At 69.0% G+C, this 12,390-nt stretch carries 14 protein-coding genes; 7 read left to right on the top strand and 7 right to left on the bottom strand.

Features of this window, described 5'->3' with window-relative positions; genetic code table 11:
* The first annotated feature begins 141 nt into the window (after positions 1-141).
* From ACFWQC_RS12055 to ACFWQC_RS12065, 3 genes are all read left to right on the top strand, one after another.
* Positions 142-615: a DUF2505 domain-containing protein gene (locus ACFWQC_RS12055; protein ID WP_378677614.1), complete on the top strand. Its 474-nt coding sequence runs from the start codon at positions 142-144 to the stop codon at positions 613-615.
* Between the two features lie 47 nt (positions 616-662).
* On the top strand, positions 663-1,139 hold the full coding sequence (locus ACFWQC_RS12060; protein WP_355018624.1) for a DUF2505 domain-containing protein: 477 nt from the start codon (positions 663-665) through the stop codon (positions 1,137-1,139).
* A 126-nt stretch (positions 1,140-1,265) separates the two neighbouring features.
* Entirely contained in the window at positions 1,266-2,852 is a 1,587-nt protein-coding gene (locus ACFWQC_RS12065; protein ID WP_378677617.1) for a lysyl oxidase family protein, read from the top strand.
* Between the two features lie 28 nt (positions 2,853-2,880).
* Here ACFWQC_RS12065 and ACFWQC_RS12070 read toward each other — a convergent pair whose 3' ends face one another.
* Both ACFWQC_RS12070 and ACFWQC_RS12075 read right to left on the bottom strand, forming a co-directional pair.
* Positions 2,881-3,225: a DUF6912 family protein gene (locus ACFWQC_RS12070; RefSeq protein ID WP_378677619.1), complete on the bottom strand. Its 345-nt coding sequence runs from the start codon at positions 3,223-3,225 to the stop codon at positions 2,881-2,883.
* A gap of 15 nt (positions 3,226-3,240) precedes the next feature.
* Positions 3,241-4,695 (bottom strand): wax ester/triacylglycerol synthase family O-acyltransferase, encoded by a 1,455-nt coding sequence (locus tag ACFWQC_RS12075; protein ID WP_378677621.1) that lies wholly within the window; start codon positions 4,693-4,695, stop codon positions 3,241-3,243.
* Positions 4,696-4,804: 109 nt separating this feature from the next.
* Between ACFWQC_RS12075 and ACFWQC_RS12080 the strand changes: the two genes are divergently transcribed.
* The 3 genes from ACFWQC_RS12080 (at position 4,805) to ACFWQC_RS12090 (ending at position 6,888) form a co-directional block, all read left to right on the top strand.
* Positions 4,805-5,149: a hypothetical protein gene (locus ACFWQC_RS12080; RefSeq protein ID WP_378677624.1), complete on the top strand. Its 345-nt coding sequence runs from the start codon at positions 4,805-4,807 to the stop codon at positions 5,147-5,149.
* Positions 5,146-6,504 carry a hypothetical protein gene (locus tag ACFWQC_RS12085; RefSeq protein ID WP_378677627.1) on the top strand — a complete coding sequence of 453 codons (1,359 nt, stop codon included), beginning with the start codon at positions 5,146-5,148 and terminating at the stop codon, positions 6,502-6,504. Before ACFWQC_RS12080 ends, ACFWQC_RS12085 begins: the two co-directional genes overlap by 4 nt.
* 123 nt (positions 6,505-6,627) lie before the next feature.
* The gene (locus tag ACFWQC_RS12090; RefSeq protein ID WP_355018617.1) at positions 6,628-6,888 is read left to right on the top strand and encodes a helix-turn-helix domain-containing protein; all 261 of its coding nucleotides are present in this window, start codon (positions 6,628-6,630) and stop codon (positions 6,886-6,888) included.
* A gap of 258 nt (positions 6,889-7,146) precedes the next feature.
* Here ACFWQC_RS12090 and ACFWQC_RS12095 read toward each other — a convergent pair whose 3' ends face one another.
* From ACFWQC_RS12095 to sigE, 3 genes are all read right to left on the bottom strand, one after another.
* The gene (locus ACFWQC_RS12095) at positions 7,147-8,541 is read right to left on the bottom strand and encodes a S1C family serine protease (protein ID WP_378677631.1); all 1,395 of its coding nucleotides are present in this window, start codon (positions 8,539-8,541) and stop codon (positions 7,147-7,149) included.
* A gap of 70 nt (positions 8,542-8,611) precedes the next feature.
* A complete protein-coding gene (locus ACFWQC_RS12100; protein ID WP_378677634.1) occupies positions 8,612-9,079 on the bottom strand; it encodes a hypothetical protein in 468 nt (155 codons plus the stop codon).
* The gene (gene sigE, locus ACFWQC_RS12105) at positions 9,076-9,672 is read right to left on the bottom strand and encodes an RNA polymerase sigma factor SigE (protein ID WP_378677636.1); all 597 of its coding nucleotides are present in this window, start codon (positions 9,670-9,672) and stop codon (positions 9,076-9,078) included. Before sigE ends, ACFWQC_RS12100 begins: the two co-directional genes overlap by 4 nt.
* Before the next feature lie 178 nt (positions 9,673-9,850).
* On the opposite strand from sigE, the gene ACFWQC_RS12110 reads away from it, so the two are divergent.
* Positions 9,851-10,486, top strand: a complete 636-nt coding sequence (locus ACFWQC_RS12110; protein WP_378677639.1) for an O-methyltransferase — start codon at positions 9,851-9,853, stop codon at positions 10,484-10,486.
* Positions 10,487-10,616: 130 nt separating this feature from the next.
* On the opposite strand, the gene ACFWQC_RS12115 is transcribed toward ACFWQC_RS12110, so the two are convergent.
* Both ACFWQC_RS12115 and ACFWQC_RS12120 read right to left on the bottom strand, forming a co-directional pair.
* Positions 10,617-12,155 (bottom strand): leucyl aminopeptidase family protein, encoded by a 1,539-nt coding sequence (locus ACFWQC_RS12115; RefSeq protein ID WP_378677642.1) that lies wholly within the window; start codon positions 12,153-12,155, stop codon positions 10,617-10,619.
* Complete coding sequence (locus ACFWQC_RS12120) at positions 12,156-12,329, bottom strand: DUF3117 domain-containing protein (RefSeq protein ID WP_008358749.1); 174 nt, start codon at positions 12,327-12,329, stop codon at positions 12,156-12,158.
* Positions 12,330-12,390: the final 61 nt, after the last annotated feature.

Below are 12,390 nucleotides of genomic sequence, written 5' to 3' on the forward strand. Positions count from 1 at the left end.
GTTCTCTCGGCCGCTCCGCTGATGACTCTGGCCGCACTAGGCGTCATGATGTGTGGTTATGAGCGAGCGCCAGCGAGTGAACGACGAAAACACGACGCGACCGCGTCCGTATTCTGGCGCTTGCGCTACGGAGGGGGTCGCGTGAGCAAAAAGCTGTCGGTCGATCTGGCCTACGACGCGCCGATCGCAGCCGTCTCCGGGATGCTCGCCGACGCGGCGTTCCGCGAGCAGGTCTGCGACGCCCAGCGCGCGCTGTCCAGGAGCGTGGCGATCACCGGTTCGACGGTGAGCATCCGCTACGCCCAGGCGGTCAGCGGGGTGCCCGGGTTCGCGAAGAAGTTCGTCGGCGACACCATCGAGGTCCACCAGGACGAGATCTGGTCGGCCGACTTCACCTCCGGCGACCTCAAGGTCACCCTGCCAGGCAAGCCGGGCTCGCTCTCAGGCATCGCCCGGGTGGCCGAGAACGGCACGAAGACCATCGAGACGGTCACCCTGACCGCTACGGTGAATGTGCCCCTGGTCAGCGGAAAGCTGGAGGATCTCATCCTCTCGATCTTCAAGAAGGCGCTCGAGAAGGAGCACGAGGTGGGCACCCGCTGGCTCGCCGCCTGACCCCTCATCCCCAGCCCCAACCCGCAGAAGCCCCAAAGGATTCGGCAATGACGACGACCCTTCAGCACGAGCTCGTGTACGACGCCCGCATGGGCGAGGTCTCCGCGATGCTCGCTGACCCGGGTTTCCGCGAGCGAGTCGCCGACGCTCAGGGAGCGCTCCGTCGCCGGGTGACCGTCGGCGGTGCGCCGCGGGAGGTCCGGATCGACCGGGTGCAGTCGACCGTCGGCGTACCCTCCTTCGCGAAGCGAATCGTCTCCGGCGATCTCACCGTCCATCAGAGCGAGGTCTGGTCCTCCGACACAGTCGCCGTCGTCGACATCACCGTCCCCGGCGGCCTGGCCACCTTGCGCGGCAACATCTCGCTGTCCGAGTCCGACGGACGCACCACCGAGAGCGTGCGGCTGAACATCAAGGTGCCCGTGCCGCTGGTCGGAGCCAAGCTCGAGGAGTACGTCGAGGAGCTGATGCTCAAGGCCTTCGACCTCGAGCAGGCGGTCGGCGCGGCGTACCTGTCTCGGTGAGAATCTCACCGGTCTGATGCAACCGAGCTGAAAAGCTAACCGTCCCCATATGTGCCCGGCAATACATTGCCGGGCATCAGGTCTCGGATCAGGAGGGATTCGGGCCACTCATGAGGGGACATCTCGATGCTCAAACGTCGTACTCGCACGCGACAGCTGGTCTCGGCCGGCATCGGGCTGGTGGCAGCCGCGCTCGTCGTCACCACGACGGTGACGGCGAACTCCGGTCCCGCGAGCGGCACCACCGGCAAGGGAACACTGAAGCTCGTCGCCGCAACCGACACCGTCGAGGTGGAGGCCTGGGAGGGAACGGCGTACATCCAGCCGTCCGTCTGGCTGGCCGCCTATGACGCGGCCTTCGAGTTCCGGGCCAGCCACTCGGCCTACGACAAGCCGGTCAAGCTGACGAAGACCGTCATCCGGGGCAAGAAGCGCACCACCACGACCGCGCCCGCCTCGATCGTCGACGGGATGAAGGGCTTCAAGGACGGCCTTCGGGTCACGCTCAAGAACAAGGCCGGCAAGGTGGTCCTCGACGAGAGCCGGCCGCTGTGTCCGGGCGGCTACGACCGCCAGCGCGTGCAGACCGACGGCGCCACCGGCCCCGTCTACCCCGAGTTCTGCGGCGGCAACTGGTTCACCAAGGGCATCCTGTACGGGATCGAGCGGGGCATGGCGGTCCCGACCGTCTCCGACCTCGAGTTCGCGACCAAGGGCGAGACCAAGCTCACGATGACGATGAGCATCAGCAAGCCCGTCGCCGACTTCCTCGGGCTGCCGAAGGCCAGCCGCAGCGCCAAGCAGAACCTGGTCATCGTCGACGGCTGCCCCAACGGCGGCTGCGAGGGCGAGGGCGAAGGTGGCGTGGGCATCATGGCGGCACACGGAGCCGATGACGACCAGGGCGCTCGCACCGTGGTGCCGCGAGAGTCGCTGGAGGGCGGCGAGAACGGTCGGGGCCGACTCCCGCTGGGCGGCACTCTCGGCGCCATCAAGCCGGGCAAGCCCAAGAAGGACACCCTGCCCGACCTCGTCTCGCTGCCCGCGTGGCAGATCTCGACCGAGGTCGACGAGGGCGGCACCGACCGCCTCAACTTCGCCGCCAACGAGTGGAACGCCGGCCCCGCACCGATGATCGTGGAGGGCTTCCGCCGCGGCACCGCGCCGGTGATGGACGCCTACCAGATGTTCTACCGCGACGGCGAGCAGGTCGGGATCAAGAAGACGGGCACCATGGAGTTCCACGAGGCGCCCGAGCACAACCACTGGCACTTCCTCGACTTCGCCAAGTACGAGCTGGTCGACGCCAAGGACAAGGTCGTCTCGACGAGCGGCAAGCAGTCCTGGTGCCTCGCCCCCACCGACCCGGTGGACCTGACCGTGCCCGGCGCGACGCTGCGGCCCAGCCAGACCGGTCTGGAGTCGGCCTGTGGCGAGAAGTCCGCACTCTGGCTTCGGGAGAGCATGCCGACGGGCTGGGGTGACACCTACAATCAGGCCCAGACCCAGGCCTTCGATCTGAGCAAGGTCAAGAACGGTACGTACCGGATCAAGGTCACCGTCAACCCCGACGGAAACCTCTACGAGCGGACCCGGTCGAACAACGTCAGCCACCGCACCATCACCATCGGCGGCAAGGCCGGTGCCCGCACCGTCAAGGTCCCGCCCTACCAGGGCGTCGACACCGAGACCTGGTGGGGCGAGGAGGAGTGACCCCGGCCTGAGCCGGCGCCGGCGTCGATCACCCGATGAGCTGCGGGATCTCCTGGGTCGCGAACCAGCCCAGGTCCTCGTCGGGGTCGGCGTCGGCAGGCCGGTCCGCCAGGTCGGCATGGACCGCGACGACGAGCTTGAGCGGCACCACCTGGTCACCCAGCGCGGCCGGAGCGTCGATGACGACCACGACTCTGCGGCCGGGACCGGCCAGGAGCGCCGCCGAGTCGTCGGCGGCGCTCATCAGTGCGGCGTACTCTGCCTCTTCGCTGTCGTCGGGGGCCGCGTAGCCGTCGGCGGTGCCGGGCAGCTCGCCCTTGGCGTACCAGTCAGCGAGGAGCTCCAGCGTGGCGGGTACGTAGATACGGGTCACGGGTCGGATTCTGCCTCACTCGCCGGAGTTCTTGACGACACGCAGACCTCGGGGCGCACGGAAGCGGCGTCCGGAGACTGTGTCGAGCAGCTCGTCGAGGGCCTCGCTGATGCACTGTCCGACCAGTGACGCATCGGGCACCAGGTCACGGTCGGCGGTGATCGCGAAGAAGACCTGGCCGTCGTAGGAGGTCACCCCGATCGCGAGGGTGTGCCCCTCGGCCAGCGGGTGGATGGGATAGGAGGCGACCAGCCGGGAGCCGGCCGCATAGCGCGGCTCCTGCGGGCCGGGCACGTTGCACACCGAGAGCAGGTAGTCGTGCTCGCTCTCGGCGGCCACCCGGGAGCCGACCACGTGGAAGGTCGCCGGGGCGAAGCCGCTGATCCCGGCCAGCCGCTGCGCACTGACCGTGCGGGCGTTGGCCTGGTGCTGCTCGAAGGAGTACGACACCTGGTGGAGACGGACCACCGGCGACGGCTCTGCCACCGGGAGCACCACGAAGTGGGGCGCCACCGCGGAGCCGAGCTGGGTCGGGTCGAGCTCCTCGTCGATCACCGAGACCGGCACCAGCGCCGGCACCTGGCGTACGCCGGCCAGGGACTGCTGCCGGGTCATCAGCCAGGCGCGCAGACCGCCGGTGACGGCAGCCAGGATGACGTCGTTGACGGTGCCGCCGTGGGTGTCCCGGATGCGACGGAAGTCGGCCAGGTCGGCCTGGAGCGTGACCACGAGCCGCTGCTGGGAGAGCGTCCCGTTGAGCGGCGTCGGCCGCTCAGGAGCCCGGCGGGTGAGCACCCGGGCGATGCCGACGCCCGCGTTCTGGACGTCCTTGGCCACGCCGGTGACCCGGCCCAGGGCGGAGCCGCCCAGGCTGCGTGCCGTGTCCGTCAGGCCGCTGACCGAGGTGACCGCGTCGAAGACCGCGCCGGCGACCAGACGCGCGCTCGACTGCGGCTCGGGCGGCTCCCACAGGTCCGGCACGACCGGCCCGACCTCGGGCTTGTCGTCGAGGAGCAGTTGGACCAGGTCGACGGTCTCGGCGCCGTCCACCAGCGCCTGGTGGGTCTTGGTGATCAGCGCGACCCGGTCGCCGGCCAGCCCCTCGATGACGTACAGCTCCCACAGCGGCCGGGAGCGGTCCAGGGGCCGGGAGACGATCCGTCCGGCGAGGTCGAGGAGCTGATCCATCGAGCCCGGACGGGGCAGCGCGGAGCGGCGTACGTGGTAGGTGAGGTCGAAACGGTCGTCGTCCGCCCAGACCGGGTAGGCGATGCGGCCGGGCACGACACGGACCCGTTGGCGGTAGCGGGGCACGAAGGAGAGCCTGTCCTCGACGTGCTCGAGGAAGGCGCCGTAGTCGAAGCCCTCGGCCTTCGGCTCGATGATCTCGATGCTCGCCACCTGATGCGGAACGGCGATCGTCTCCCCGTCCAGGAAGGCCACCTCGCGCGCCTTCAGCCGATCACTCATGCCCTCTCAGCCCCCTCTTTGGTTCATGTGCGATTGTGGCAGACGCCAGCTTGAACTTAGCCCACGAAACGGGGGAGCAATGCGCCTCACGGCCCGGATAATCGCGGTCGTGGCAGCAATCTGCGGGATCGCGTCCGTCGCGACAGCCTGCGGAAACGACGTCGCCACCGAGCCCAGCAACGACAGCGACCCGGTGGTCGTCGGTATCAACTTCTCCGGTGACTCGGTCGACCCGCACGGGACCCAGATCGACGTCCCCGTCGGCCACGGAGTCGAGCTCGATGTGACCGCCGACGCTGCCGGCGAGATCCACGTGCACTCCGATCCGGAGCAGTCTGCCGCCTACGGCGTGGGCACCACGCGGATCAGCCTGGGCGCGTTCGAGATCCCTGGTCAGTACGAGGTGGAGTCACACACCCTCGGCAAGACCATCGTCACCCTCGAGGTGCAGTGAACCTTTCCTCGGGGATCCTCACGCACGGCGTGGGTGGTCGCCAAGACCTCCCACTGCCGCTCGAGTACGTCATCGCGGGCGCAGTCCTCGCCCTTCTCGTCTCCTTCGGGCTGCTGGTGCTGACCACCAAGCGCGCCGCCGAGGGCCAACTGGTTGGCCCAGGAAATCCGCAGAGCCGCAACCCACGCGGCTGGCCGGTCCCCCGTCTCGGGCGTGTCGTCGACTCCCCCGCCTGGACCGCACTGTGGCGCGTCGTCGGACTGCTGATCTTCGCCTACTTCGTGCTGGTCGCCTTCGCCGGCTCCGACAACGCCAACAACCCCATCTTCGGGATGACGTACGTCTGGCTGTGGGTCGGCCTCGTCCCGTTCTCCCTGCTCTTCGGACGGGTCTTCAGGGCGATCAGCCCGGCCCGCACGATCGTGGCCGGACTGACGTGGCTGCGCGGCGCCGGCGATCCGCCGCTGCGCCTGCCCGAGCGCCTCGGCTACTGGCCGGCGGCGTTCACGCTGCTCGCCTTCGCCTGGCTCGAGCTGGTCTACCCGGAGAACAACTACCTCGGCCCCGTACGCCTCTGGCTGGCCGTCTACCTGGCCGTGATGATCCTCGGCGGCGTGCTCTTCGGCGAGAAGTTCCTGGAGCGCTGCGACCCGTTCGAGGTCTACTCGTCGCTGACCGCGCGCCTGTCGGTGTGGGGACGTACGCGGGCCGGCAACCTGGTCCTGCGGACGCCGCTCGGCAACCTGGACACCCTGCGTCCGACCCCGGGGCTGGTCGCGGTCGTCTCGGTGCTCTTCGGCACGATCGTCTACGACTCCTATCGGGAGTCGCCGACGTGGCTCCAGTTCGTACAGAACCCCGAGATGTCGGCCAACACCGCCTACCTGATCAGCAACGTCGCCCTGATCGCGTTCCCGCTGCTCGTGGCCGGGTTCTATTGCCTCGGGACGATGCTGACCGGTGTCGGTGACGTGCCACGCCGGGCGCTGCCCGGCGAGCTGGCGCCTTCGCTGGTGCCGATCATCGTCGGCTACGTCGTGGCCCACTACCTCAGCTACTTCTGGGAGAGCGGGCTGGCGACGCTGCGCAACGCCTCGGATCCGTTCGGAAACGGAAGCGACTGGTTCGGAACCGCGGACATGCCGGTCTCCTACTTCTTCGCCTTCCACGCCACGCTGCTGGCCGTCATCAAGGTGGCAGCGGTGATCACCGGACACGTGCTGGGAGTCTGGTCGGCCCACATCCGAGCGCTCCAGGTGCTTCCGCCGCAGCACCTGGTGACCGGGCAGATCCCGCTTCTGCTCACGATGGTCGGCTTCACTGTTGGTGGGTTGTATCTGCTGTTCGCCGCCTAGCGCGTCTCTGCTTCACGGTTCACCCACCACGCATCCACAAAGCAGCGCAACTGTACCTAATGCGGACTAACAGGTTGGCGCGATGGTTTACGGCCGCTTGCAGAGTCTGGGAGACTGATCCTTATGTCTGGTACCCCCCGCTTCCTGACTCTTGCCGACGTCGCCGAGGTGCTCAACACCTCGAGCGCACAGGTCTATGCCCTTGTCCGCCGTGGTGAGCTCCCCGCCATCAAGATCGGCGGGCGCGGCCAGTGGCGCGTTGAGTCCAGCGTCCTCGAGAAGTTCATCGATGACATGTACTCGCAGACCAAGGCCTTTGTGGCCGACCACCCGTTCGTCGAGGCCGAGCCTGCTGCGCCCGCCGCCACGCCGGACGCTTCTTGAGTCAAAGCAACCTCAACCCCCACAACTAAACCTTCCCCACAACAACGCGAAGAGCTGCCGGGCATCCTGCCGAGCAGCTCTTCGCGTCTTTTCTAGTGGTGCGTCCTGGAAGTTCCTGGATGCTTGGCGTCGTCAGGGTGCGTGCATGGCAAGGCGGCGCCGCGAAGTCATACCGGCGTCTTCCGAGCGGCGCCAACGCAGCCAAGTGCGTGCCATGGCGGCGCGAAGCGCCTAGGAACTTCTGGGACGCACCACTGGTCAGGCGAGGTTCTCGGTCTGCGCCTCGAGCTTGATCTTGAGCTCGTGGCGGGCGCCGTTGCGCATCACCGTGAACTCGACCGTCTCGCCCGGCTGGTGAGCACGGATGGCGACGATCATGCCGATCCCGTCGGTGACGGTGACGTCTCCCACCTTGGTGACCCGGTCGCCGTCCTTGAGCCCACCGGCGGCGGCCGGCGAGCCGGCATCGACCACCGAGATCAGAGCTCCGTTGTGGTCGGCGGCCTGCACGTCGACGGAGGCGCCCACGATCGGGTAGGTCGCCTTGCCGGTCTTCAGGATCTGCGCGGCGGTCACCTTGACCTGGTCGATCGGGATCGCGAAGCCGACGCCGATGCTGCCGCCCTCTCCGCCCTCTCCCCCGCCCGCGGTCGCGATGGCCGAGTTGACCCCGATCACCTGGCCGACGAGGTTGACCAGCGGACCACCGGAGTTGCCGGGGTTGATCGCCGCGTCGGTCTGGACGGCGTTGATGTAGGAGGTGTCGTCCTCGGTCTGCCCGGTGCTCACCGGGCGCTGGAGCGCACTGACGATGCCCGAGGTCACCGTGGAGCTGAGTCCGAGCGGCGACCCGATGGCGACGACGCCCTCACCGATCCTCAGCCGTGACGTGCTGCCGAGCGAGGCCGGCTCGAGCTCCTTGACCTCGGGCACGTCGAGGACCGCGAGGTCGTAGACCGCGCTGCGCCCGACCACGTCCGCCTTGTAGCGGCGGCCCTTGTGGTCGACCACCTCGATGCTGCCCTTGGCCTTGGCGGCGTCGGCGACCACGTGGTTGTTGGTCACCACGTGGCCGTTCCGGTCGAAGATGAAACCGGAGCCGGTCGCGGCGTCCTCCACACCCTGGTACTCGGCGAAGATCTGCACCGTCGAGGGCAGCAGCGTCGCGGCCACCTTCACGATGCTGGCGTCGCCGCCCTCCAGGGGCGCGTCGGTCTCGATCGAGCCCGGGTCGAGACCACCGCCGGCCAGGCTCGACATGTCGTCCTGGTCCTCGAGTACGCCGCCGGCATAGCCGCCCAGCACGCCGAGCAGGAACGCGACGGCCGCCGCGAGCGCCCAGATCGGGCCGGGGATCCGGCGTCGCTGCGAGGAGTCGGTCCGGGGTGAGGACGGTGGTGGCGCAGGCGGGGTGTCGAACCCGGGCAGGGAACCGCCCGGCGGTGGCGGCACCATGGGCGGCAGCGGAGCGGTGTCGGCGGCCGGAACCGGCTCGACGGCGGGTCTCGGCATACCCGGCAACGGCACCTCGGCCGTGTCCCGCTCGTCGTCGACAAGGTCGTCAGGGGACGACTGCCCGGCCGGGGGCACGTCGGAGGGCGGTGCCCAACGGGAGATCGGCCGAGACTGGTCGTCTTGTGGTTCCTGCGTCACGACACCCATTCTTCCCACTCGCCCCAACAATGGGCAGCCCGGGTCTCGTGTCGGGTCGCCGGACCAGTGCTCAGCGGCGTACGTGGGCGACGACGGGAGCGCCCGGAGCGCCCGGGACCTGGGTGACCGCGGTGACCGGGAGATTCCTGGGAACCGGCGCGTCGGCCGGCGCGGCGGCGAAGGTGAACATGCCGAAGACGGCGGCTCCGACAGCACCGCCACCGGCGGCGACCATCACCAACGTACGCCGCATCGACCGGGGGTCGGAGTAGGTCTCGTCCAGGTCGTCGGCGGGCCACACAGAGGCGGCCAGGGCACCGCCGCGGAGCGAGCCCTTCAGGTCGGCCGGTGCGGTGACGCCGGGGTCGACGCTGAGACCGGCCAGGCGTCGCTTGAGCCAGCCCTCACGCTCCACGGCGCGGCGGCAGGCGCAGCACTGGTGCACGTGCGCCCAGGCGCGCTCCTCCTCCGCTGCGGGAAGCTGCCCGTCGAGAAGAGCGCTGGTGCGTGCGCCGAGATGGTTGCCGAGAAGACTCATGAAGCCCCGCCCCACAACACCTTGGGCCCGGAGTGACGCAGGCGTCCGCCGCGCGGAGCGCGGTGGGCGAGGTTGTCACGGAGCATCGCCCGGCCGCGGTGGATACGCGAGCGGACGGTGCCGAGCTTGGCACCGAGGATCTCGGAGATCTCCTCGTAGGAGAGCCCCTCCACGTCACAGAGCACGACCGCGGCCCGGAAGTCGGGCGGCAGCGTCGCCAGCGCACGCTCGATGTCGTCATCGAAGCGCTGGTCGGTATAGGCCACGTCGGGCGTCGGGCCGCTGCTCGTCAGGCGCGAGGCGCGCTCGTCGGAGAGGGCATCGAAGCGGATCCGCTGCTTACGACGGGCCTGGTCGAGGAAGAGGTTGGTGGTGATCCGGTGCAGCCAGCCCTCGAAGGTGCCGGGGCTGTAGGTGTCGAGAGAGCGGAAGACGCGAACGAAGACCTCTTGGGTGAGGTCCTCGGCGTCGTGGCGGTTGCCGGTGAGACGGTAGGCGAGCCGGTAGACCCGGTCGGAGTGCTTCTCCACGATCTCGTCCCACGTCGGAACACCCGGCTCTACGGTCGGGGTCTGCGTGGGCTCCGCGGTCATGGTGCTCCTGTCGTCCGTCTCGCTGATCGCTGACATCTCCTACGTTAGATCCCCCGGGACCGGAAGGGCTGAGAGTTGCCTGTGAGGCTCCTATTTTTCCTCTTCCTGTGCTCTTCCAACGCACAAGTTGGATCAGGCGTTCCCGCACCGTTGCGCGAAACAGGTTAGGTTTTGCGGTGTGACCAGCCCTGTTTCGACCGCAAGTTGGACCTACGCCGACGAGTTCGTCGCGGAGGACGACCTCCTCGCAGCCGCCCGATCCCGGGCCGAGGAGGTCGGAGTCGCACCCATCGGGCCGGGCGGCGGTGCGGCGCTGCGATTCCTCGCCTCCGTCCTCGACGCCAAGAACGTCGTCGAGGTCGGCACCGGCACAGGCGTCTCCGGGCTGTGGCTGCTGCGCGGCATGCGCCCCGAGGGGGTCCTGACCACGGTCGACATCGAGACCGAGCATCAGCGGCTGGCCCGCCAGAGCTTCACCGAGGCCGGTTTCGGCCAGCGGCAGGCGCGGTGCATCGCCGGTGCCGCCCTCGACGTACTCCCCCGGCTCACCGACAACCACTACGACCTGGTGTTCGTCGACGGCGACAAGACCGAATACTCGGCCTACCTCAAGGAAGCCCTGCGCCTGCTCCGTCCCGGCGGCGTCGTCGCCTTCGACAACGCGCTGTGGCACGACCGGGTGGCCGACCCATCCGTACGCGACGAGGAGACCGCCACCATCCGCGAGCTCAACCAGCAGGTCGCCGACAACGACGGCCTGATACCGCTGCTGCTACCGGTGGGCGACGGCCTGCTGCTCGCCCGCAAGTCCTAGCCGAGACAACCGGAGCGAGGTCGAGCGGGGGAGTAACCGCGCGAAGCGTCACCCCCGTCGGCCGAGGCGGCACCTGGGTGCCATCTCGGCCGACGTACGTGACCTCTCGGCCGACGCGGGTGACGTCTCGTCAGGAACCGACGCCGGAGAGCGGGTCCGCGCTCGCCAGCCAGCTGAGGAGGACCCGGGCACCGAAACCGGTGGGACCGGGGGTGAGCTCGTGGACGTCGGCGTACGCATCACCGCAGGCGACGTCGATGTGGGCCCACGGGATGCCACCGGTGAAGTGGTGCAGGAAGAGCGCGGCGGTGATGGCGCCGGGCCCGCCGGGGGCGTTGTCGGCGTCGGCGACCTTCGAGGAGAGCTTGTCCTCGTAGTCGGCGACCAACGGCATCCGCCACAGCGTCTCGCCGGAGACATCGGACGCCTCGGCCAGCAGCGTCGCCAGCGCGTCGTCGTCGGCGAAGTAGCCGGCCATCGTCTGCCCGAGCGCCACCCGCATCGCACCGGTGAGGGTGGCGATGTCGACGAGGGCGGCCGGCTTGAGCTTGTCCACCGCGTACGCCATCGCGTCGGCCAGCACGAGACGGCCCTCCGCGTCGGTGTTGGTGACCTCGGAGGTGCGGCCGCCGTAGTGGGTGACCACGTCGCCGGGGCGCAACGCCGAGCCGGAGATGGCGTTCTCGGCGGCAGCGATGAGGCCGACCACCTTGACCGGGCAGCCGATCTCGGCCAGCGCCGACATCACCGCGAGCACCACCGCGCCGCCGGTCATGTCGCGCTTCATGTTGAGCATGCCGTCGCCGGGCTTGATGTTGAGCCCGCCGGTGTCGAAGGTGATGCCCTTGCCGACCAGCACCACCGTCGGGGCCGTCTTCAAGGAGTTCAACCGACCCGACTTGCGGGGCGTGTAGTCGAGCCGGATCAGCCTCGGCGGGGTCGCCGAGCCTTGGCCGACCGCGACGATGCCTCCGAAGCCTTCCGCTGCGAGCTGGTCCTCGTCCCAGACGGTGACCTTCAGGCCGGTCTCGCCTGCCAGTGTCGTCGCCTGATCTGCGAGCCAGCCCGGATTCTTCAAGTTGCTCGGGACCGAGGAGAAGAACCTCGCGCGCCAGCTGGCGCGCGCGATCGCCTGGGCCCGGTCCAACGCTGCCGCCTGGTCATCGCCGAGGTCGGCCAGAGTGATCGTCTCCACCGGCTTCCACGGCGCACCCTCGGAGCGCCAGTGGAAGAGGAATGACCCCAGCGTCGCGCCGGCCACGAACGGCTCCAGCCCGACCTCCGGGTCGGCCGCCGGAATGGTCGTGACCACCTCGGACCGATCCCGCACGGCTCGAGCCAGCGCGGCCCCCGCACGCCGGAAGTCGTCGCGACGTTGCGCTCCGACACCGATCAGGAGGATCTGCCGCAAGGTGCCGGAGCCGGTGACGGCGTACGTCGTCACCTCGCCGGCACTGCCGGTGGCACCTTCGAACTCGAGATGACCCAGGAGGTCGTGGTGGTCGCCGAGGTCGGCGGCCCCAGGACCGATGACCAACTCGTCCTCGCCCGGGATGACCGGGAGCGCGATGATCTCGGCATCGAGACTCTCCGGGCCGAGCGGATTGAGGGTGAAGGTGGGCGGCCCGACCTGCGACGGCAGAGCCGGTGACGGCAGCGTTGTGGTCATCTACGCGTTCAGCCCAAGACCTTTGATCTCTTCGCCGAGCGCAGCGGCCTCTTCGGCGTTCAGTTCGACGACCAACCGGCCACCACCCTCGAGCGGGACGCGCATCACGATGCCCCGACCTTCCTTGGTGACCTCCAGCGGACCGTCTCCCGTCCGCGGCTTCATCGCCGCCATGCGGCACCTTCTTCCGTGTCTCGCGTGTCGGCGCTCACCTGCCGGATGGCCTCGGAGCGCG

Source organism: Nocardioides sp. NPDC058538 (assembly GCF_042719275.1).
Taxonomy (GTDB): domain Bacteria; phylum Actinomycetota; class Actinomycetes; order Propionibacteriales; family Nocardioidaceae; genus Nocardioides.